19 protein-coding genes and 5 tRNA genes are annotated in these 19609 nt (G+C 47.1%); 7 read left to right on the top strand and 17 right to left on the bottom strand.

What is annotated here, in order from left to right; genetic code table 11:
- Positions 1-174 precede the first annotated feature (174 nt).
- The 4 genes from LVJ85_RS10815 to LVJ85_RS10805 all read left to right on the top strand — a co-directional run bounded on the left by LVJ85_RS10815 (position 175) and on the right by LVJ85_RS10805 (position 1675).
- Positions 175-432, top strand: a complete 258-nt coding sequence (locus LVJ85_RS10815; protein WP_244739820.1) for a lipopolysaccharide heptosyltransferase — start codon at positions 175-177, stop codon at positions 430-432.
- A gap of 6 nt (positions 433-438) precedes the next feature.
- On the top strand, positions 439-693 hold the full coding sequence (locus LVJ85_RS10810) for a helix-turn-helix domain-containing protein (RefSeq protein ID WP_244739819.1): 255 nt from the start codon (positions 439-441) through the stop codon (positions 691-693).
- Positions 642-767 (top strand): hypothetical protein, encoded by a 126-nt coding sequence (locus LVJ85_RS13370; protein WP_255733921.1) that lies wholly within the window; start codon positions 642-644, stop codon positions 765-767. Before LVJ85_RS10810 ends, LVJ85_RS13370 begins: the two co-directional genes overlap by 52 nt.
- A 194-nt stretch (positions 768-961) precedes the next feature.
- Positions 962-1675, top strand: a complete 714-nt coding sequence (locus tag LVJ85_RS10805; protein ID WP_370686920.1) for a tyrosine-type recombinase/integrase — start codon at positions 962-964, stop codon at positions 1673-1675.
- 75 nt (positions 1676-1750) lie between these two features.
- Here LVJ85_RS10805 and LVJ85_RS10800 read toward each other — a convergent pair.
- The 14 genes from LVJ85_RS10800 to tssK form a co-directional block, all read right to left on the bottom strand.
- A tRNA-Leu gene (locus tag LVJ85_RS10800) sits at positions 1751-1840 on the bottom strand.
- Positions 1841-1985: 145 nt separating this feature from the next.
- Positions 1986-2059 (bottom strand) — tRNA-Cys (locus LVJ85_RS10795).
- Positions 2060-2105: 46 nt separating this feature from the next.
- Positions 2106-2181, bottom strand: a tRNA-Gly gene (locus LVJ85_RS10790).
- A 21-nt stretch (positions 2182-2202) separates the two neighbouring features.
- A tRNA-Gly gene (locus LVJ85_RS10785) sits at positions 2203-2278 on the bottom strand.
- 27 nt (positions 2279-2305) lie between these two features.
- A tRNA-Gly gene (locus tag LVJ85_RS10780) sits at positions 2306-2381 on the bottom strand.
- A gap of 87 nt (positions 2382-2468) precedes the next feature.
- Complete coding sequence (gene pgsA / locus LVJ85_RS10775; RefSeq protein ID WP_115134410.1) at positions 2469-3035, bottom strand: CDP-diacylglycerol--glycerol-3-phosphate 3-phosphatidyltransferase; 567 nt, start codon at positions 3033-3035, stop codon at positions 2469-2471.
- A gap of 319 nt (positions 3036-3354) precedes the next feature.
- Positions 3355-3606: an integrase core domain-containing protein gene (locus LVJ85_RS10770; protein WP_244739818.1), complete on the bottom strand. Its 252-nt coding sequence runs from the start codon at positions 3604-3606 to the stop codon at positions 3355-3357.
- Entirely contained in the window at positions 3582-4160 is a 579-nt protein-coding gene (locus LVJ85_RS10765) for a DDE-type integrase/transposase/recombinase (protein ID WP_244739817.1), read from the bottom strand. The genes LVJ85_RS10770 and LVJ85_RS10765 overlap by 25 nt, the downstream gene beginning before the upstream one ends.
- Positions 4161-4302: 142 nt before the next feature.
- The gene (gene luxS / locus LVJ85_RS10760) at positions 4303-4809 is read right to left on the bottom strand and encodes an S-ribosylhomocysteine lyase (RefSeq protein WP_244739816.1); all 507 of its coding nucleotides are present in this window, start codon (positions 4807-4809) and stop codon (positions 4303-4305) included.
- A 345-nt stretch (positions 4810-5154) separates the two neighbouring features.
- Positions 5155-7938, bottom strand: a complete 2784-nt coding sequence (tssH, locus tag LVJ85_RS10755; protein WP_370686919.1) for a type VI secretion system ATPase TssH — start codon at positions 7936-7938, stop codon at positions 5155-5157.
- 76 nt (positions 7939-8014) lie between these two features.
- Positions 8015-8503 (bottom strand): Hcp family type VI secretion system effector, encoded by a 489-nt coding sequence (locus LVJ85_RS10750; RefSeq protein ID WP_085356701.1) that lies wholly within the window; start codon positions 8501-8503, stop codon positions 8015-8017.
- 152 nt (positions 8504-8655) lie between these two features.
- Positions 8656-10314 (bottom strand): OmpA family protein, encoded by a 1659-nt coding sequence (locus tag LVJ85_RS10745; protein ID WP_244739814.1) that lies wholly within the window; start codon positions 10312-10314, stop codon positions 8656-8658.
- A 13-nt stretch (positions 10315-10327) separates the two neighbouring features.
- The gene (locus tag LVJ85_RS10740; protein WP_085364068.1) at positions 10328-10990 is read right to left on the bottom strand and encodes a DotU family type IV/VI secretion system protein; all 663 of its coding nucleotides are present in this window, start codon (positions 10988-10990) and stop codon (positions 10328-10330) included.
- 17 nt (positions 10991-11007) lie between these two features.
- Positions 11008-12411: a type VI secretion system baseplate subunit TssK gene (gene tssK / locus LVJ85_RS10735; RefSeq protein WP_231990519.1), complete on the bottom strand. Its 1404-nt coding sequence runs from the start codon at positions 12409-12411 to the stop codon at positions 11008-11010.
- Between the two features lie 156 nt (positions 12412-12567).
- Here tssK and tssB point away from each other — a divergent pair, with 156 nt between their 5' ends.
- A complete protein-coding gene (gene tssB, locus LVJ85_RS10730; RefSeq protein WP_085364066.1) occupies positions 12568-13068 on the top strand; it encodes a type VI secretion system contractile sheath small subunit in 501 nt (166 codons plus the stop codon).
- Positions 13069-13107: 39 nt separating this feature from the next.
- Complete coding sequence (gene tssC, locus LVJ85_RS10725; RefSeq protein WP_085364065.1) at positions 13108-14646, top strand: type VI secretion system contractile sheath large subunit; 1539 nt, start codon at positions 13108-13110, stop codon at positions 14644-14646.
- A 102-nt stretch (positions 14647-14748) separates the two neighbouring features.
- On the opposite strand, the gene hemL is transcribed toward tssC, so the two are convergent.
- From hemL to LVJ85_RS10710, 3 genes are all read right to left on the bottom strand, one after another.
- Complete coding sequence (gene hemL, locus LVJ85_RS10720; RefSeq protein WP_244739813.1) at positions 14749-16032, bottom strand: glutamate-1-semialdehyde 2,1-aminomutase; 1284 nt, start codon at positions 16030-16032, stop codon at positions 14749-14751.
- Positions 16033-16251: 219 nt separating this feature from the next.
- On the bottom strand, positions 16252-16377 hold the full coding sequence (gene ykgO, locus LVJ85_RS10715) for a type B 50S ribosomal protein L36 (RefSeq protein ID WP_085364063.1): 126 nt from the start codon (positions 16375-16377) through the stop codon (positions 16252-16254).
- The gene (locus LVJ85_RS10710) at positions 16377-16652 is read right to left on the bottom strand and encodes a type B 50S ribosomal protein L31 (protein WP_115134427.1); all 276 of its coding nucleotides are present in this window, start codon (positions 16650-16652) and stop codon (positions 16377-16379) included. Before LVJ85_RS10710 ends, ykgO begins: the two co-directional genes overlap by 1 nt.
- Before the next feature lie 458 nt (positions 16653-17110).
- Here LVJ85_RS10710 and LVJ85_RS10705 point away from each other — a divergent pair, with 458 nt between their 5' ends.
- Entirely contained in the window at positions 17111-19600 is a 2490-nt protein-coding gene (locus tag LVJ85_RS10705; protein WP_244739812.1) for a type VI secretion system Vgr family protein, read from the top strand.
- Positions 19601-19609: the final 9 nt, after the last annotated feature.

Here is a 19609-nt window from a genome sequence, read left to right as displayed (position 1 = left end):
TGGCTCAGTTTTGGAATGGAATTGACATGTGGTTAGTAGGCGGAATTTTTGCATTTATGGTGTTAGGTTCTTGGCTTGCAATTTATTCAAAAGCATCCGACGGAAAAAATGACCGTTCAAACGTTGATTTATGAATATCTAAAGTATTTCCTTACTTTTTGTTGAGGCATATTTATGTTAAGCGAAGCTACTCCGGTAATCCAAACTATAAAAGCCCCGCCCGGCTTTACTCCGCCGGAAAACAACTACCCGCACTACCGGCTGTTGCCGGTACAAACGGAAACAGGCAGATTCTACTGCCTGTTTTTTTACATTACGAGCAATGATTTTTTAATACTGGAACCAAAAATCAAACGGCATCTTGCTATCGGAAAGCTGGCCGAATTTCTGAAAACAGCAACGTACACGGTGTATGAAACAGTATATGAGTGAACAGCTATGAATACATATGATGTTGAAGAGGCTGCTGCATATTGCAAATGCCATCCCGAAACGATTCGAGAGCATATCCGTGAAGGCCGTCTGAACGCCTCAAAACCGGGACGGAAATATTGCATTACACAGCGTGCACTTGACGCATTCCTTTCTAATCAAGAGAATGAGCAATTGCAGGCTTCACTTGCTAACAGGAGTGAAGAAAAATGCTTAAAACTGAAGGATTTATCGCCGTGGGAACGGTGTCTGGTACATTGACTTTACAACACCCAGCGGAAAAAGAGTTAGACGCTCTGCTCGCACAAAAGACAAAAAATCAGCCGAAGAACTGAGAGATAAACTCAAGCATGATGCTTGGCGGGTTTCCCAACTTGGCGAAAAGCCCAAGCGTTTATGGGATGAAGCCGCTTTAAAGTGGCTTAAAGAAAAGGCGGCAAAAAGAAGTATAGATGACGATAAGTCAAAAATACGAATGCTGACACAATTCAGAGGCGTTTATTTGCATCACATTGATAACGAGTTCGTGATGAATGTGGTAGGCAATCTGAAATGCAAAGACAGCACGAAGAACCGCTATTTATCTCTTATCATTTCTATTTTGAATGCAGCTGCAAAAAAATGGAAATGGATAGACAAAGCACCTTTCATTGAAAAATATAAGGAGGATGCAGGGCGAGTACGCTGGTTAAAGCCTGCTGAAGCTCAAAGGCTTATAGTGGTGGCAAAACCACGATACTTTGCTGATTTGATTATATTTAGTCTCAATACTGGTTTAAGACAAAGCAATGTTTTAAATCTTAAGTGGGACCAAATAGATTTAGATCGTAAAGTTGCTTGGTGCCATCCTGATGAGATGAAAGCTGGGAAAGCTTTGGGTGTTGTTTTGAATGATGCCGCAATTGAGGTTTTAAAGCGGCAGAAAGGAAAACACTCCGAGTACGTTTTCGTAAACAAACGTGGAAATCCTATTGTTGGTATAAATAGTAGGTACTGGAAGAGAAGTCTTGAGTTGGCCAACATAACAGATTTCACATGGCACGATTTGAGACACACATGGGCAAGTTGGTTAGTTCAACGCGGAGTGCCATTGAGGGTGTTACAAGAGATGGGTGGATGGAAAACACTGTCTATGGTTCAACGCTATGCTCACCTGTCGTCGGAGCATTTGCAGTCACATGCTCAGATACTGTCTGATTTGGTGAGCCATTCGCAAAATGACGACACAAATTTGTCACAGTAACTTTAACCGGAAAGATTTTGCTTGAGGATTATTTGATACGAAAAGATAATTTTCTTAGGAAAATCATGATGGTTATGGTGCCCGGAGCCGGAATCGAACCGGCACGACCTGTTTAGGGTCGACGGATTTTAAGTCCGTTGTGTCTACCTATTTCACCACCCGGGCTTTGTCTTTCACATCTATTTATGGAGATATCAAAGACAAATAACTTTGGAGGCGGGGGCGCGGATTTTAACCGGCCTGTATAAGGGTTGCACCCCTTATCGCATAAACACTCTGCCACCCCGCCGTAAGGGATGTATTTGAATAATGGAGGCGGGAGTCGGAATCGAACCGGCGTAGACGGCTTTGCAGGCCGCTGCATAACCACTTTGCTATCCCGCCTTAAAGCTATTCAAGCCGCTTAAGTGGTGTAAACGGCTTGGTAATGTGGAGCGGGAAACGAGTCTCGAACTCGCGACCTCAACCTTGGCAAGGTTGCGCTCTACCAACTGAGCTATTCCCGCTTGGGTTCAAATGTAAGCTGTTGGAGCGGGAAACGAGTCTCGAACTCGCGACCTCAACCTTGGCAAGGTTGCGCTCTACCAACTGAGCTATTCCCGCGTTTGAGTTACATCTGAAAGTAAACTGTGGAGCGGGAAACGAGTCTCGAACTCGCGACCTCAACCTTGGCAAGGTTGCGCTCTACCAACTGAGCTATTCCCGCTTGGGTTTTGCTTCTGCTTGTGGGCTTCGGCAAAAGAGAAAGCTATTATAGTGTCTGAAAATTTGCTGTCAAGGGTTTTGTTGGATTTTAATGCTTAAATTCTTTCCATGCCATTTTCAAGTAATAGAACATCGACCAGATGGTTAATACAGATGCAATAAACATCAATATGTTACCGATAGTGAGCAGGTTGAAGCCGTGATAATCTTGCAATCCGATAAGCAACAGCAAAATGGCTGCCATTTGTGCGGTGGTTTTTAATTTTCCGATAGTGGCAACGGCTACGCTGTTGCGTTTGCCCATTTGTGCCATCCATTCGCGCAGGGCGGAAATGGTGATTTCGCGGCCGATGATGATCATGGCGAAGATGGCGTGGGTGCGGCCGAGGCTGACGAGCAACAGCAAGGCAACGGCCACCATCAGTTTGTCGGCAACTGGGTCGAGAAATGCGCCGAAGTCGGAGGTTTGCTTCCAGCGGCGGGCGAGGAAGCCGTCAAACCAGTCGGTAACGGCGGCTACGGCAAAGATGATTGCCGCGGTCCAGTTGATGGTTTGCATATCCAGCCATCCGTGTGGCAGGTAAAACAGTATGGTAAATACCGGAATGAGTAAAACGCGCATCCAGGTCAGGAAAATGGGTATGTTCCACGGCATGTTGGGGGTTGCTTTCCGAAGATGATGATGTTTCAGACGGCCTTTGGGTATGCAGATAGAAAGGCCGTCTGAAAAAAGATGTTTATTATAGCGAATTTATTGGTTGTCGGCGGGTTTGCGCCTGTGTAGGTGCTACTTTTGATGCGGAAATGGTGTTCGATGTCGGCAAAAGGGTATAGGCACTTCGATTTTCATGCGGCAAGGTCGTCGGAACAGAACAATATTAACCACGGCTATGTTACTGAAACGAAGCTGCTCCGTGTTTCGAGGCCGTCTGAATGTTTCAGACGGCCTGAGATGTTAGAAATCGTCGCGTTGTTTACACAACAGGTTGAAAAAAATAAGCCTGCAACACCTCGAAAGGTACCTCTCCTTTCAAACCGCTATGTGGTTTGACTGTATTGTAGTCATTTACAAATCGGCACAACTCCTTGCGCCGGTATTCCGAATCTTTAAATTGCCCTTTGTCATGCCACATCTCCATCAGCGTGCGTATCACCCGCTCCGCTTTGCCGTTGGTTTGTGGGCGGGCGACGCGGGTAACAATTAGCCGATATGGTTCGCATAGCATGCGACGCTAAATGGATGATTAGCTCTGCTCTTGTATTCTATGACGTTATCAGAATAAACACACTCTGTCGTATAAGGACAGCAGTCGATCACATCGCGCACTAGGAATTTGGTCGCGCTGGTCGAAGTACGGTCAGGCAAGATGGCCGCATACAGCTCCCGAGAGAAATCATCAATAGCAACAAACAGATAATCCTTCTGTTCGGTTGCTTTTTGATGGCACAGTAGCGGCAATCGTTTGGTATCGACATGAACCATCTCGCCAAGATAGGATTTATTGTAGCGTTTGGCTTTTTTCTTTAATTTCTCTTCAATTTCCCGCTCGACCTTAGCCAGGAGTTTCATACCGTATTTAGCCTGTTTGAAACGGTTGTTGGTACTCTTTTGGGGAGTCAGCAATTGCAGCCGGGCGGCTTTCGATATGCGGTAAATGGTTACTCTGCTGACGTTGTACTGCCTAGCCAAAGAGGTAACGATCGTTTTGTCTTGGGTATAAGCGCGCCATATGGCTTGACGGCTATGTGGGGTTAAGCGGGTGTTTTTATGGGTGTTCATACAGAATTTTCTTTCAAATACTGTAAACAATGCTAGGATTTTCTACACATGAGGCCGTCTGAAAAAATAATTTCAGACGGCCTTTGGTTTATCCGGCTATTTATTTTTTCGGAAAACCACAGCTTTGGTTTTTAAATTCGCTTTATGAATTGAGCAAGCTCTCGTCCAACATTAAGTCTTCGCTCTTATTTACGCCGATTTTGCGTTCTAAGACGTTTTTGGCAATGTCTTGCGCTTCAATCAACGAGTGCATTTGGTAAGTGCCGCATTGGTATTCGTTTAATTCAGGAATCTCGTTTTGGTTCTGCACGTTTAACACATCCTGCATCGAAGCCAGCCAAGCTGCGGCAACTTGTTCTTCATCGGGCGTGCCGATCAGGCTCATATAGAAGCCGGTGCGGCAACCCATCGGAGAAATATCAATGATTTCCACGTCTTTGCCGTTTAGATGTTCGCGCATAAATCCGGCAAACAGGTGCTCCAATGTGTGAATGCCTTTTTCCGACAAAATCTCACGGTTCGGCACGCAGAAGCGTAAATCATATACGGTAATATCGTCGCCTTTGGGCGTGCGCATGGTTTTTGCTACGCGCACGGCCGGGGCGTGCATGCGGGTATGGTCGACTTTAAAACTGTCCAACAACGGCATAGTGAATTCCTTTTGAAAAAGCGGTGTTATGTGCCTGTAACCATTGTTCAGTTATGGAAATACAGGCGGTTGATTGGGTGGAATCATAACATTTTTTGGCTGAAAGGGCTGAACGCCTTTGCGGAATCTAGGAGGGGTTAGCTACGTCATTGAGGTAACGCGGTATCAGGGCATAGTTGGAAGCTTTTTGCTTTTTAAGGCCGTCTGAAAATAATGTTGTGCATTTATGGCTTAATAGTTAGACAAAATAAAGGCCTTTGAATACTTTACGTATATTTCCAATACTTGTTATTAGTGATTGAGAAGATAGAAGCATTCCAAGGCCTTTAGGTTCGTTAGTTTGCCTTATTCAAACAATACGTCGATATCGCCGTCGTTTACACCTAACGTAGCTTGTTTCGGAGGATGTCCGACGCTTTGTTGCCATTGCAAGAAGCTTTGCGCAATAACCGGAAGCACTTGCTGGTTGAGTAAGTGGTCTATGTTTCGTGCTCCGCTGTCGCTGACGGTGCAAGAAGAGGCGAGCAGATTGATGAATTCATCGCTGTAAACCAGTTTGGTTTGATGTTGTTCATACAGATGCCCCGCCACTTTATTCAACTTCAAGCGGACAATCTCAGCCAAAGCTTCAGTTTGAAGCGGTCTGTATAGGATAACCTGCATCCTTGCCAGCAAAGCTGCTTGGAAATGTTCTACCAAAATAGGGCGGATGGCTTCTTGAAGCTCGGCTTGGGTGTATTCCGGTATTTCTACGGTGTTATCTTCCGCAGCTGCTTCTGTTTGTTCTCCTTCGGCTTGAGCCGCTTCTTCAACATTTTGTTCAACTGCTTCATCGGCAGCAGTTTGTTCGTCGGCTGTTTCTTCAACAGGTTGGAGCAGTTGGATTAATTCGTCCGCACCTAAGTTGGAAGTCATCAAAATAACGGTGTTTTTGAAGTCGATTTCCCTGCCTTCGCCATCGCGCATGATGCCTTTATCGAATACTTGATAGAACAGGTTGAGAATATCTTTGTGCGCTTTTTCGATTTCATCCAGCAAAACCACGCTATAAGGTTTTTGGCGAACCGCTTCGGTTAGGATGCCTCCTTGACCGTAGCCTACATATCCCGGTGGGGAACCTTTAAGCTGAGAAACGGTATGCGCTTCGCGGTATTCCGACATATTGATGGTAATTAATGATTTCTCGCCGCCGAAGAGCGCATCAGCCAAGGCTAAAGCGGTTTCGGTTTTGCCGACGCCGGAAGGGCCGGAGAGAAGGAATACGCCCAATGGTGATTCATTTGTTTTCAAGCCTGCTTTAACGGCGCGGAGGCTTTGGGCAATGGCATGAATGGCTTCGTCTTGGCCGACTACGCGTTTGGACATGATGTCTTCCAATTGCAGCAGATTGGCCAGTTCGTCTTTGAGAATGCTGCCTGTCGGCACGCCGGTCCAGTCGGCGATAATGTTGGCGATTACGCTTTCATCAACGCTGGTAAAGATTAAACTTTGGCCGTCTGAAGCCATTTTTTCCAATTCGGATTGAGCTGCGTGCAATTCATCTTTGGCTTGCGTGCGGGCGTGGTCATCCAAGTCGGGATTTTTAATCTGGACGATGAGTTCTTGCACTTTATCGGCCAGTTGCTTTTCTGCTTCATAGCGTGCAGTTAATGTTGCTTTTTTCGCGTTCAACTCGTCTAACTCTTTTTGAGCTAAAGCCATTTTTTCTTGTTGTGATTCGGTTGCTTGGCTCAATAAATCATCGGTCTTCAAAGCTTCAATTTCCCGTTGCAGGGATGCAGCTTGGGCATCCATCAGGCTGAACTGATGAGGTACGGTATCCAAGCTCATGCGGACACGGGCAGAGGCTGTGTCCAACAAATCAACGGCTTTATCGGGCAGTTGGCGTCCTGTGATGTATTTACGGGAAAGTTGGACGGCGGCAACGATGGCGGAATCTTGGATGTGGACGTTATGGTAGGCGGCGTAACGTTGTTTCAAGCCGCGCAACATGGTAAAGGCTGATTCATCATCAGGCTCATCTACTTTAACCATTTGGAAACGGCGCTCCAGAGCAGCGTCTTTTTCGAAGTATTGCTTGTATTCGCTCCAAGTCGTCGCGGCGATGGTGCGCAATTCGCCCCTTGCCAAAGCAGGTTTAAGCAAGTTGGCTGCGTCGGCGCCGCCGGCGCTGTTGCCGGCACCAATCAAAGTGTGGGCTTCGTCAATAAACAGTAAAGTGGATTTCTCAGCGTTTTGAACGGCTTCAATCACGTTTCTCAAGCGTTGTTCAAATTCGCCTTTCACGCCGGCACCGGCTTGCAGCAGGCCTAAATCCAATACCAGCAATTGGGTATCTTTTAAAATGTTGGGTACTTCATTTGCGGCAATTTTTAATGCCAAACCTTCTACCAATGCGGTTTTACCGACACCGGGTTCGCCTACCAAAATGGGATTGTTTTTGCGGCGGCGGAGTAGGATGTCGATCATTTGGCGGATTTCGGTTTCGCGGCCGAAAATAGGGTCGATTTCGCCTTTTTGTGCTTTTTCGGTGAGGTTTACGGTAAATTTGGCCAGAGCTTCATTTTGATTGTTTTGGGCAACAGAGAGTGCGGCAGATTCTGTTTTGCCGGCATTTTCTTCAACAGAGCTTTCTGCTGAATGAGTTGAGTGCTGTATGCCTTCGGTTGATACTTCATCCAGCCAGTTTTTCAGACGGCCTATTTGTGTTTCCGTGATGCTGAAGAGAGGCCAAGCGTCTTGGCTCATCAACCGGTAGGGTGATTTTAATAATGCGGTATAAAGATGCGACGAGCGGATTTCTGTACTACCGTCGTCAGAAGCCTGCAACCAAGCATCGGCCAGCAATGCCACCAAAGATTTGGAAAGGCTGGGATTGCCGCGCACATTGCGAGGCAGTTTGTCCATTGTGGCGAGCAGCGGGTTCCAGATGCCGTCTGAATTGATTTCATAGCGGCGGAGAATGGATACGATATCGCCTTCATCCAGCTCTAGAAGTTTGATAAATAAGTGGTCGACTGTGATTTCGGCATGACCACGGGTTTGGCATAAACTGGCTGCTGCTTCCATAGCCTGTTGGCAATAGGCATTCAAACGGCGTAGAAGCATAGCTTGATTCTGAGCAGACATAATAATTCTCTAGTTAATGTGTTTAACTTTAATGTGTTTAGTAAAAAGTGCTGCCGGAGGGCAGCACTTTAGCGGCTTAAGCGCGGCTTTCGTTCCAGCTGTCAGAGTGGATGATGTTGCCGTCTTTGTAAGTCCAAGTGATTTTTTCGTAACGCAGTTCTACGCGCTCCAGGTGGTTGTAGCGCTCGCGTTGCGGATCTTTGATGTTGTACATTACGGGTGCAACACCTACCACTTTAACGTTGTCCAGCTTAGTATTGAAATATTCTTTCTCTTGGCCGGATTCGTCGATTTGGTACCATTTGATTTCTACTTCTTTTAAAGTTTGACCGGTAGTTACCGCTTTAAACAAGTAGGGAGAAGATGCGTCGTATTCTTTGTACAAAACGATCGGCTCGTGAACACGAGTGCCGGTCAATTTGCCGGTGTTTGCATCGGTAGGAATGCGAACGTTGTGTTGGAACTCAACGATCTCAACGCTGTCTTCACGGCCGTTTACATCTACGGAACCTTTAATGGCAGAGCCACCGTCGTCTTTCAGCCACATATAAGCAGGAATTGCCATATATTACTCCTTAGTTTAATGAGGAAGGTTAGGATTTCCCCCGAGGGGAGAAAGTTTGCCCAATACGAATATTAGGAAACTTTCTTTATTTTAATTAAATTATCTATATTAAATTTATTTTTTAGACGAAAGTCATATTTTTAAGACGGATGTCATTTCTGATTGATAACTTCGTCGGGAATCAGGATGATTTCTACCCGTCTGTTTTGTGCTTTGCCGTTTTCGGTAGCATTGTCGGCGATAGGTTTAGTGTCGCCATAACCTTTTGTTGCAAAGCGGCTCGCCGGAATGTTGGAAGAAATAACCAGCCAATCGCGCACGGCAAGGGCGCGTTGCTCAGATAATTTCTGGTTGCTGGCCGGATTTCCGACATTATCGGTATGCCCTTCAATAATGACTTGAGTATTGGGCTGTTTTTCAATTTCCTTGATCACGTTAATCAACGATTTATTGGCGTTGGCTTTTAATTCGTATTGGCCGGACTCAAAGAGCGCAAGGCTGTCAATCGTTAACACCACGGGTTCAATTTTTTTAGGCGGTTCTTGTACAACGGGCTTCGGTGGCTCCAATAACTTATCAAGTGTAGGAATTAAACCTTCGGCTCGGTAAAGCCCTAATCCGTAATAAGAGGGAATACCTTCGTTTTGGTAACGTTTCAATGTATTTAGATCGGCATATAAAACGTTGGTTATTCTTTGTTGCTCGGATTCCGGCAGCTTATCTTTATTCTTAAATTCATTTACGTGAGCATGAATTTGTTTCAAGAATTGCGCATTGTTGTATGCCGAACACATGATTGCGATCCATAGTGCTAAAGCTGCAACACACAGTAGTTTGAACACTAACTTCAACTGCCAATTGGTTTTATAAAAAGAATCTTGATCAATCATCTTTTTAGGCAAATGAAGTTCGGAGTTCTCTTGGCCGATATAGGCATATTGAATGTTCAGACGGCCTGTGCGGTTGGAGATAAATTTATGCCATGGAGAGTGAGAGGATGCGGCAGCATTATTCAGAATGCCGATGGTTCTCACATTGATATGATTCCACCCTGTATTTTGTTGGCTTTCAAAATATTGTTTTAAATATTCAAGGGTTTCAATCAGGTGGACGTAATGTCGGTTTTGCAGAGCCTTTTGGTTATGAATAAATTCTGACGCCAAATATTGTTGAAAGCTTTCAAACTGTTTCGGTAAGTTTGATTCTTGAACTTCTGCGTTTAATTTGTGTGAGAACCATACGGGTTCTAGCAGCTCATTTTCCCCTAAAAAATCGACAGGCATTTTGATGACCAAATTTACAGGGATGCAGGCATTAAGATTTTTTTGGAGGAAAAGAATATTTCTCAGACAGTTGGTAAGCAAAGAAGTGGTGTCGGCATGGCCAGCGGGGCGGCAAACGAGCGCTAACCCTAAAAAAAGCGGTTTGCTTTTGTATTCATCCATCAAGCCGATAACCACTTTATTTAAATGTTCGGGATTGCTTACAGGAATATAAGCGATGCCGTCTGAAACGCTGACTTTGTTATCCGTTGAATCGGGATCAGCATCTAAAGTGAAGATGAATTTATCCACCTGCTCAAGATTTTTGAGCTGGCTGTGAATGCCAAGAGATTCGTGAGGATAATCCGTATTTCTCGCAAAAAATTGTTTCCCTTTGAAAAACCATAGCGCGACACCGCTTGCAGCCATCAACAGGAGCACAATACTTTTCATAAGCCAATGGGCATTGACATAGAAAACGATGATGCAGAAAGCTGCCAGCCCGGAAGCCAGCAGCATGGATAAAAAAGTATAACGATTTGAATTCATATTTCAGTCGTACTTACTTGGTTGTGATTTGTTGTGCTAAGCCGCTCAAATAAAAGTCGTATATGAAATACGTCACAATGGTGACCGCCAGCAAGCAGGCAAATACCCATCCCGGATTAAAGGAGAAGCTTTTGGGCAACAACGTGCCTTTTTGGTCGGAATGGAAAAAGTGGCCGTCTGAAGTTTCTGTAGCAGTGTAAGCAGGCTTCGGTAAAAAACGGCTTAATTCGTTTCGCCATTTTTGAGCTTCTTGTTCATCTAAAATATATCTGCCTCTAAAGCCCAAATTTAAAATGCTCAGATAGCCTTCGGCTATTTTGGTATTGGGTGATTTATGAGTACATAATTCTTCGATTCTGTCGCACAAAACATCGCCGGCGTGATAAGACTGGAAGAAATGAACTTGCAGCGGTTCCATTTCCCAAGCATCGCGGTCTTGTCCTTGTAGATGCTTGAGCGCGATTTCGTCTAATAAGGCGCATTGTGCATACGATAAGGCATCAATTTCTTCTGATGAAAAGCCATTCTCGTGCAGATGGTTTTTAAATTGGGTGACTAAGGCTTTGCCATGTTCGTGCCAGGTTGCAGTTGTTTCAGGCGTGGCACCGGCGGAGAGGGCGGCCACGGCGATAGCGGTATCACGTAAACTGCTTCTGATTAAAAATTGATTATTCATTTACAGATGTCTCTCAATTAAAGGTTTACTACGGCGTATAAACTTAAACGTAAATTGGTTACGGAGGCGGGAACGTAAATACTGAATGCTTGGGATTCCAGCATGCGTTTAAATGCGGGGTGGTTTTTATCCAGCCTGAAATAGACATTGTCCATCCGCACAGGAAGACCTGCCGGGGCTTGGTTGAGCAGTTGCAGCGGCACGCCCAATACGGCGGTATTGATTACTCTTTCTACGTCATCCGGTGCGCCGACTTTGCTGACTAATGGCAGTTGCTTTTGAAGCTCCAGGAACGACAAAGTATCCGAATGTGCCGATAGAAAGAACTCTGCCGAGCCGTCGATACGGCTATCAAATATTTGAGCTTTCCATTGGGTCGGCTTGAAGTGATCCAAATTGATTTCAATAACAGGAGAAGGAATCACTTCATCAAGCAGGTTTCTGATTTTGATTTCCAAACCGCTGAAAGTTTTATATAAATCGTAATGATCGTAGTGATCGATGTTTTCAACCGATTCGGAAATGCGGAAGGTATAGAGCATTCCCAAAAGTCGGCTGAGTAATTTGTAGAGTTCTTCCGGATGGTGGTTCGGGTGTAATTCCAAATGCGAGATTTCCGGATAAACACTGTTTAAGCTATGCAAAAACCAAAACAGCGTTGAATCCGATACGGAGAAATCGACAAGGTCTTCGCTGCGTGCTTTTCTGCGTGCAGACAAACTATGAATGCGTGAGAACAGTAAAGACTTAAGTCTTTGTAGCAGTTCCATTAAATAGGAGGAGCTTTCAAGCAGAACGGAAGGAGGGACATACCGGCTGTCGAAAACCAATTTCCCATGCTCGTTTCTAACCAGCTTGGCTAGCGGGCATAAAATGTAGTTATCATTGTTTTCAAAATCGAATCTGAGTTGCATGTTGTATTGTTCAACTGCAATTTCGACTTCTTCATCCGAAAATAAATCGGAAACGGTTTGGAAATACTTTTTGAAACGGCGTGGCGTGCCGATGCTGTCTTGTTCTCCCAGTAAATTGGAAGTGTGGCTCTGCCAAACCGGGATAGCCAGATAAACAAAAGTACTTTTCGTGGTTTCGGGAACGATGTCTAAAGGACGGGCTTCGATAATATCGTTGCTCAAGCGGGTATCCAGCAGGATTCCGTCCGGCAGGCATAGTTGCAAAAAATCAACCTTCACTTTACCGACTTCGAGTGCCTTGTAATCAAGATGCTGTTGTACAACACCCCAATTAAATGCCCCTGTTGTTTTGAGCATAGTCGCCGATACAAAATCATTGTATTGATTTTGTTGCTGAAAATGCTGAGGCGACAATAATATGCCTTCTTCCCATAATGGCTTGTAAATCTTCACGACTGCTTTATTCCTAAAAAATAACCGATAATCATCATTTCTGGACAATAGCATATCTTAGCTCCTATACTCAAAATAAATAATTAGCGGTATATTTTCAAAACTGAACGAATAGGATGTCGATTCATTGCCGCAGTATGGTTTTTTGAAACGTGTACAAGGTTTTATCTTTGTATGATTTAAACAACAGTCTTTAGGATGGCAACAATCATGAGTAGCAAGAGTTTTCAAAACGAAGTACCGCCAGCGCGGATTAACATTAAATTGGATTTGCACACGGGAGGAGCGCAAAAGAAGGTAGAGCTGCCCCTAAAATTATTGGTGGCAGGTGATTACAGCAACGGACAAGATCACAGACCTTTGGCCGAGCGCGAGAAGGTTAATGTCAACAAAAACAACTTTGATTCGGTACTCGCCGACTACAATCCCAAAGTGAATATTGCGGTTAAAAATACTTTGGCAGGCGACGGTAGCGATTTGAACGTTGATCTGAACTTTTCATCTATGGACGACTTCCACCCGGAGCAGATTGCCAGAAGCGTTCCTGAATTGCGTGCGTTGTTGGCCATGCGTAATTTGTTGCGCGATTTGAAATCCAACTTGTTGGATGACGCCGGCTTCCGCCGTGAATTGGAAACCATTCTGAAAGATGAATCTTTGTCTAAAGAATTGCGTAACGAGCTGGAAAAAATTGCTCCTGTTGATAAATAAATTTCAACAACGTAATGAATATTGAATAAGGAAAAGAAGATGCAAAAAGTCCAGCAAGCCAAAACAACGGTTGTTGAAAACGCTGAAACCACTAAAGGTGGCAATATCTATGAAACACTTTGCCAAAAAATCAATTTAAACGCTGTTGATTCGGTTATCGATATCGAGAAATTCCAAAGCAATGAAAAGATGTCGGAATCTTCTGCCGATGAGCGTATCGCAGCTGCTGTAAACGTATTCTTAAAGATGGTTCAAGATTCTTCTCAAAAAGTAGAACGTCTTGACCGCAGCTTATTGGATTACCACATTGCCAGAATAGACGAGAAAATCAGCCGCCAATTGGATGAAATTCTTCACAATGAAGAGTTTCAAAAGGTGGAATCCGGCTGGCGCGGTTTGAAATTTTTGGTGGATCGCACAGATTTCCGCCGCAATGTGAAAATCGAAATTTTGGATGTCTCTAAAGAAGATTTGGTACAAGATTTCGAAGATGCGCCCGAAATCTCACAAAGCGGTTTGTACCGCCACACTTACACAATGGAATACGATACTCCGGGCGGCGAGCCTATCGGAGCGATTATTTCCAACTACGAATTTGGCCGAAACCCTCAGGATATTGCCTTGTTGCGTAATATTTCCCGCGTTTCCGCTTCTGCGCACATGCCGTTTATCGGTTCGGTTGGCGCGGAGTTTTTCGGTAAGGAACATATGGAAGAAGTGGCTGCGATTCAGGATATCGCCAGCTATGTTGACCGTGCGGAATACATTAAATGGAAGAGCTTCCGCGAAAGCGAAGATTCACGCTATATCGGTTTGACCCTGCCGCGTTTCCTTGCCCGTCTTCCTTACGGCAGCGACACTGTGCCGGTGCGCAGCTTTAATTACGAAGAACAAGTTAAAGGTAACGACCACGACCGCTATTTGTGGGCCAATGCTTCTTTTGCGTTTGCTGCCAATATGGTGCGCAGCTTCATCAACAACGGCTGGTGTGTTCAGATTCGCGGCCCGCAGGCAGGCGGTCTGATTGAGGATCTGCCTATTCACATGTACGACTTGGGAACCGGTAATCAGGTGAAAATTCCTACCGAAGTATTGATTCCCGAAACGCGTGAATTTGAGTTTGCCAACTTAGGTTTTGTACCTTTGTCGTTCTATAAAAACCGCGATTACGCTTGTTTCTTCTCTGCCAACTCGGCACAAAAACCGGCTCTGTATGAGACCAAAGAAGCTACTGCCAACAGCCGTATTAACTCACGTCTGCCGTATGTATTCCTGCTGTCGCGTTTGGCTCACTACCTCAAATTGATCCAACGTGAAAACATCGGTACAACCAAAGACCGTCGTATGCTCGAATTGGAGTTGAACACTTGGATTAGCGGTTTGGTTACTGAAATGACTGATCCGAGCGATGAGCTGCAAGCTACCCATCCGCTGAGAGAAGCCAAAGTGATTGTGGAAGATATCGAAGATAATCCGGGTTTCTTCAAAGTTCGCTTGTACGCGCGTCCGCACTTCCAAATTGAAGGCTTGGATGTGAACTTATCTTTGGTATCGCAAATGCCGAAAGAAAAGAAATAAGTTTTGGTCATGCAAAAAGCACTCTGATAAAGAGTGCTTTTTTATATGAGGCCGTCTGAAAATTTCAGACGGCCTCTGCATTTCTATTTAAAGCCAAACAGTTTATTTAGCCATCTCGACAAACACTTCTTTGGCCGTGGCAACGGTTGCTTCCACCAACTCGGGCGTATGCGCGGCAGACATGAAGCAGGCTTCGTAGGCCGAGGGGCCGAACGCCACACCGCGCTCGAGCATGCCGTGGAAGAAGCGTTTGAAATCTTCGATGTTGGAGCGGGTCATGTCGGCATAGCTTTGCGGCGTGCTGTCGGCAAAGTAAAGGCCGAACATGCCGCCGACGTAATCGGCGCTGAAGGTAACGCCGGCTTCTTTCGAGGCCGTCTGAAAACCTTTAACCAGTTGTTCGGTGAGCTTGGCGAGGTTTTCGTAGAAGCCTTCGCGCTGGATGATTTCGAGGGTTTTCAAACCGGCGGCCACGGCCACGGGGTTGCCCGACAATGTGCCTGCCTGATACACGCCGCCGAGTGGGGAGATGCAGGCCATGATGTCTTTGCGGCCGCCGAACGCCGCCAACGGCATGCCGCCGCCGATCACTTTGCCCATGGTGGTTAAGTCGGGTTTGATGCCGTGCAGCGATTGCGCGCCGCCCAATGCCACGCGGAAGCCGGTCATCACTTCGTCGTAAATCAGCACCGCGCCGTGTTGTTCGGTAAGCGAACGCAGGGCTTTGATGAAGTTTTCAGACGGCCTCACCAAGTTCATGTTGCCGGCAAACGGTTCGAGAATCACGCAGGCGATTTCGTTGCCGATTTGGGAGAAGGTTTCTTCGAGTTGGGCGACGTTGTTGTATTCCAAAACCAGCGTGTGTTGGGTGAAATCTGCGGGCACGCCGGCGGAGCTGGGATTGCCGAACGTGAGCAGGCCGCTGCCCGCTTTAACCAGCAGGCTGTCGGAATGGCCGTGGTAGCAGCCTTCAAACTTGATGATTTTGTCGCGTTGGGTAAAACCGCGAGCCAAGCGGATGGCACTCATGGTGGCTTCGGTGCCGGAGCTGACAAGGCGCACCTGTTCCACGCTGGGCACGAGTTTGGCGATTTCTTCGGCAATCACGATTTCGGCTTCGGTGGGCGCGCCGAACGACAAACCGCCCAATGCCGCTTCGCGCACGGCTTCAATCACTTCGGGATGGGCGTGACCGACAATCGCGGGCCCCCACGAGCCTACATAGTCGATATAGCGGGTATCGTTTTCGTCCCACACATACGCCCCTTGTGCTTTTTTGATGAAGCGCGGCACGCCGCCGACGCTGCCGAATGCGCGCACGGGCGAATTGACTCCGCCGGGGATGATGTTTTTGGCACGGTTGAAGAGCTGTTCGTTGCGGTTCATGGTGAGCAATCCTTTTATCGAATAGATGTATCGGGAGGGGGTGAGGCCGTCTGAAAAAATGAATGCGTTATTTTAGCAGCTTTATTTTCAGACGGCTGGAGGCATTGGGCGGGAAGTCCGCTATGTTTGAAGATGATTGGGCGTGCTGCATCAATAAAAAAACGGCTGCCTGTGAAAGCAGCCTGACTAAGTCTGTCAACTTGAATGAACGGAATGAAATCAGCGTTGGCGTGCCTTGAAGCGCGGATTGCTCTTGCAAATCACGTAAACTCTGCCTTTGCGCCGCACGATTTGGCAGTCGCGATGGCGTTTTTTGGCGGACTTTAAAGAAGATAAAACTTGCATCATTTATCCTTTCTGAAAGAGTTCATCATGGATTGGTAACGTTGGTTGAATTTGCTCGCACGGCCTTCGGTGTTATAGGCACGTTGCTTGCCGGTATAAACCGGATGGGAAGCGGAAGAAGTATCCAACATAAACACAGGATATTCATTGCCGTCGTGCCACTTCATCGTTTTGCCGTGCGTATTGGCGCAGGAACGGATCAACCAGCCTTCATTGGCGCCGCTGTCGAAAAACAATACAGTGCGGTAGTCTTCGGGGTGCAGATTGGGTTTCATAAAACAAGCTCCATTAAATGTTATAATGTAACATTATAGGCTATTTAAGAATGGTTATCAAGTGTGAGCAGGCTTTGGTAGGATTTCGATTAGAAAATAGGCAGGGTAGGGAGAGGGGAAAGCTTTACATGAGTTCATGTAATCATGGAGAGCGTCCTGATTAATTTGAGGGAAGTGGGTTTAAAGTAGTGTTTAAATGCTTGGAAGTAGCACTTTTGCAACATGTAAATGTAATTTGAATTTTTATTTAAAAACAATCTATAAAAGAAAATATTACCTAATTTGATAGGCATAACCTCTAAAAATAAAGCTTAGTGATTCTTAGCACCCCAAGGCCGTCTGAAATTTCAGACGGCCTTTTGTCATACCCATATTGGGCAAAGATGTCCATTCTGCTATATTGCCAAAGCATATATCTTCAATCCCGATACTTTGAATACAGTTTTGGAACACCCGCGATGACCCAAACCCAATCCTACCACCTCACCTTCTCCCGCTTCAGTCCCTCCCTCTCCGTCGTCTCCTTCACCGCCACCGAAGCATTGAATACAGCCTACCGTCTCGACATCGAACTGACCTGCGCCGATGCCGATTTGCCGCTGTCGTCGTACATCAACCAAGCGGCCAAGTTTACGGTGACGCCGGTAAGCTCTGATGCGTTGGGACTGATCGAAGGAATGATCGCGCCCCAAGCGTTGAAGGAATGGAGCGGCATCATCACTTCCTGCGAGAAGCTGTCGGTATCGGCCGACGAGACCCGCTACCGCATGGTATTGGAACCGCGCATTGCCGCATTGAAGCATCACCGCACTTCCCGTCTGTTTCAAAACCAAAACGTTCCCGACATCATTGCCGCACTGCTGAAACACCACGGCTTCTCCGGCGTCGATTTCCGTTTCAATACCTCACGCGAATACGGTGTGCGCGAGTATGTGACCCAGTATCAGGAATCCGACTTCGCCTTTCTCAACCGGTTGTGCGAAGAAGAAGGCATCTGGTACGCCTTCGAGCAGAATGCCCAATATGGCGAGGTGGCGGTATTCGGTGACGATGCCGCCCATTATTTTCGTGACAACCGTCTGCCGTATGCCTACCGCCCCCACGGCGGATTGGAGAGCATCGGCCGGGAAACGGTGTTTGCCTTACAGGTAAAACACAACCCCATTCTCGAATCCATCCGCGTCGGTGACTACAACTACCGCGATGCCGATACCGACTTATCGTCCCAAGTAACGGCTAAGGGTACGGAGACCGACAGCAGCGTCTTACTCGGCAGCGACAGCCATTGGGGTTTGCATCAAAAGACACCTGAAGAAGCCCAACTTCAGACGGCCTTACTTCAACAACTCGACCACAGTCGCCGTATCGTTGCTTCCGGCAGCGGCAACATTACCGCCCTCAGCCCCGGCCAAGTGTTTCAGACGGCCCCAAGCTTCAGCGAAGCACCCAACGGCTGGTTGGTAGTGTCGCTTACCCACAGCGGCAGCCGCGACCAAGCGTACAGCCATACTTTTACCGCCATTCCCGCCGACAGCATCTTCCGCCCCGAACGCATCACCCCGTTGCCCAAGATTCAGGGCAGCCTTCCCGCCAGAATCACCAGCCCCGGCAACTACACCTATGCCTATATCGACAATATGGGCCGTTACCGCGTCAAACTGCCGTTTGACCTCGACGAATGGAGCCCGGGCGGAGAAAGCCGTCCCATCCGTCTGGCCAAACCCTATGCCGGCCCCGACTACGGCCAACACTTCCCGCTGCACGAAGGCACCGAAGTGATGCTGTCGTTCGTACAGGGTAATCCCGACAGACCCTACATCAGCGGCGTGATGCACGACAGCTCCCACCCCGACCACGTCCCTGCCGACTGGAACACCCGTAACGTCATCCGTACTTGGGCGAATAACAAACTGCGGATGGAAGACAAACAGGGTCAGGAACATATCAAACTGGCGACCGAATACGGTAAAACCCAACTCAACCTCGGCCATATCGTCGACAGCCAAAGACAGAAGCGCGGCGACAACGGCGAAGGCTTCGAGCTGCGTACCGACAGTTGGGGCGCATTACGGGCGGGTAAGGGTTTATTCATCAGTGCCGATGCCCAGAATCAGGCTGCGGGTCAGGTGTTGGATATGGATGCCGCCATTGCCCAACTCGAGCAGGCAATCTCCTTAGCCAAAAGCCTCAACAAAGCCGCCCATACCGCCAAAAACGAAGCCACCGAGGCCGAAGAACAGGCAGGCCGTCTGAAAGACAGCCTCATACAGCTGCAACGCGCGGGCATCATCCAATCCGCCCCCGACGGCATCGCTACCGCCACCCCGCAAAGCCAACTGCACACCGCCGGCCAACACATCCACCACATTAGCGGCGGCGACACCGACATCAGCGCCGGCCAAAACTTCACCGCCCATGCGGTAGAGAGCGTCAACCTGTTTGCCCAAAGCAGCGGCGCGAAACTGCAGGCCAATCAGGGCAAGGTGGAGATACAGGCGCAGAACGACGAGATGCAGATTAATGCCCTCAAAGACGCCACCATCACCAGCAGCGCGGGCAAAGTGACCGTGGCGGCAAAAGACGAAATCCTGCTCACCAGCGGCGGGGCGTACATCAAGATTAAAGACGGCAATATCGAGTTGGGCTGTCCGAAGATGGTGTGGGTGAAGTGTGCGGGGTTTCAGGTGATGGGGCCGAGTAGTGTGTCGTTCCCTTTACACAATATACCTCCATTGCAGACGTTTAGTAACCGATTAGATTTATACGACATCTTCGGAGCATCTTTGGGAGAGTCTATAAACTATGTTGTTATCGGTAATAAAGACAGACAAGTACAACAAGGGGTGTTAGACAAAATGGGCCGCACGCAAAGAATTTATTCCGATAAGGCTGAAACTGTAAAAATATTTGCAGGATATGCCACTTTATTAGCTGGGAAAGAAGATTAAGGAAATTAA

The sequence above is a fragment of the Neisseria sp. Dent CA1/247 genome, assembly GCF_022870825.1.
GTDB lineage: Bacteria > Pseudomonadota > Gammaproteobacteria > Burkholderiales > Neisseriaceae > Neisseria > Neisseria zoodegmatis.
Note: the sequence above shows the minus strand (reverse complement) of the source record. Positions and strands in the feature narration are given on the sequence as shown.

What these genes read in the sequence shown, in the direction of transcription:
- tssB (WP_085364066.1), top strand. Translation starts at nt 12,568, where the DNA reads ATGAGTAGCAAGAGTTTTCAAAACGAAGTACCGCCAGCGCGGATTAAC.
- tssH (WP_370686919.1), bottom strand. Translation starts at nt 7,938, where the DNA reads ATGTCTGCTCAGAATCAAGCTATGCTTCTACGCCGTTTGAATGCCTAT.
- LVJ85_RS10815 (WP_244739820.1), top strand. Translation starts at nt 175, where the DNA reads ATGTTAAGCGAAGCTACTCCGGTAATCCAAACTATAAAAGCCCCGCCC.
- tssK (WP_231990519.1), bottom strand. Translation starts at nt 12,411, where the DNA reads ATGCTATTGTCCAGAAATGATGATTATCGGTTATTTTTTAGGAATAAA.
- LVJ85_RS10740 (WP_085364068.1), bottom strand. Translation starts at nt 10,990, where the DNA reads ATGAATAATCAATTTTTAATCAGAAGCAGTTTACGTGATACCGCTATC.
- tssC (WP_085364065.1), top strand. Translation starts at nt 13,108, where the DNA reads ATGCAAAAAGTCCAGCAAGCCAAAACAACGGTTGTTGAAAACGCTGAA.
- LVJ85_RS10705 (WP_244739812.1), top strand. Translation starts at nt 17,111, where the DNA reads ATGACCCAAACCCAATCCTACCACCTCACCTTCTCCCGCTTCAGTCCC.
- LVJ85_RS10745 (WP_244739814.1), bottom strand. Translation starts at nt 10,314, where the DNA reads ATGAATTCAAATCGTTATACTTTTTTATCCATGCTGCTGGCTTCCGGG.
- LVJ85_RS10765 (WP_244739817.1), bottom strand. Translation starts at nt 4,160, where the DNA reads ATGAACACCCATAAAAACACCCGCTTAACCCCACATAGCCGTCAAGCC.
- LVJ85_RS10810 (WP_244739819.1), top strand. Translation starts at nt 439, where the DNA reads ATGAATACATATGATGTTGAAGAGGCTGCTGCATATTGCAAATGCCAT.
- ykgO (WP_085364063.1), bottom strand. Translation starts at nt 16,377, where the DNA reads ATGCAAGTTTTATCTTCTTTAAAGTCCGCCAAAAAACGCCATCGCGAC.
- LVJ85_RS10750 (WP_085356701.1), bottom strand. Translation starts at nt 8,503, where the DNA reads ATGGCAATTCCTGCTTATATGTGGCTGAAAGACGACGGTGGCTCTGCC.
- LVJ85_RS10710 (WP_115134427.1), bottom strand. Translation starts at nt 16,652, where the DNA reads ATGAAACCCAATCTGCACCCCGAAGACTACCGCACTGTATTGTTTTTC.
- pgsA (WP_115134410.1), bottom strand. Translation starts at nt 3,035, where the DNA reads ATGCCGTGGAACATACCCATTTTCCTGACCTGGATGCGCGTTTTACTC.
- LVJ85_RS10770 (WP_244739818.1), bottom strand. Translation starts at nt 3,606, where the DNA reads ATGCTATGCGAACCATATCGGCTAATTGTTACCCGCGTCGCCCGCCCA.
- luxS (WP_244739816.1), bottom strand. Translation starts at nt 4,809, where the DNA reads ATGCCGTTGTTGGACAGTTTTAAAGTCGACCATACCCGCATGCACGCC.
- LVJ85_RS13370 (WP_255733921.1), top strand. Translation starts at nt 642, where the DNA reads ATGCTTAAAACTGAAGGATTTATCGCCGTGGGAACGGTGTCTGGTACA.
- LVJ85_RS10805 (WP_370686920.1), top strand. Translation starts at nt 962, where the DNA reads ATGAATGTGGTAGGCAATCTGAAATGCAAAGACAGCACGAAGAACCGC.
- hemL (WP_244739813.1), bottom strand. Translation starts at nt 16,032, where the DNA reads ATGAACCGCAACGAACAGCTCTTCAACCGTGCCAAAAACATCATCCCC.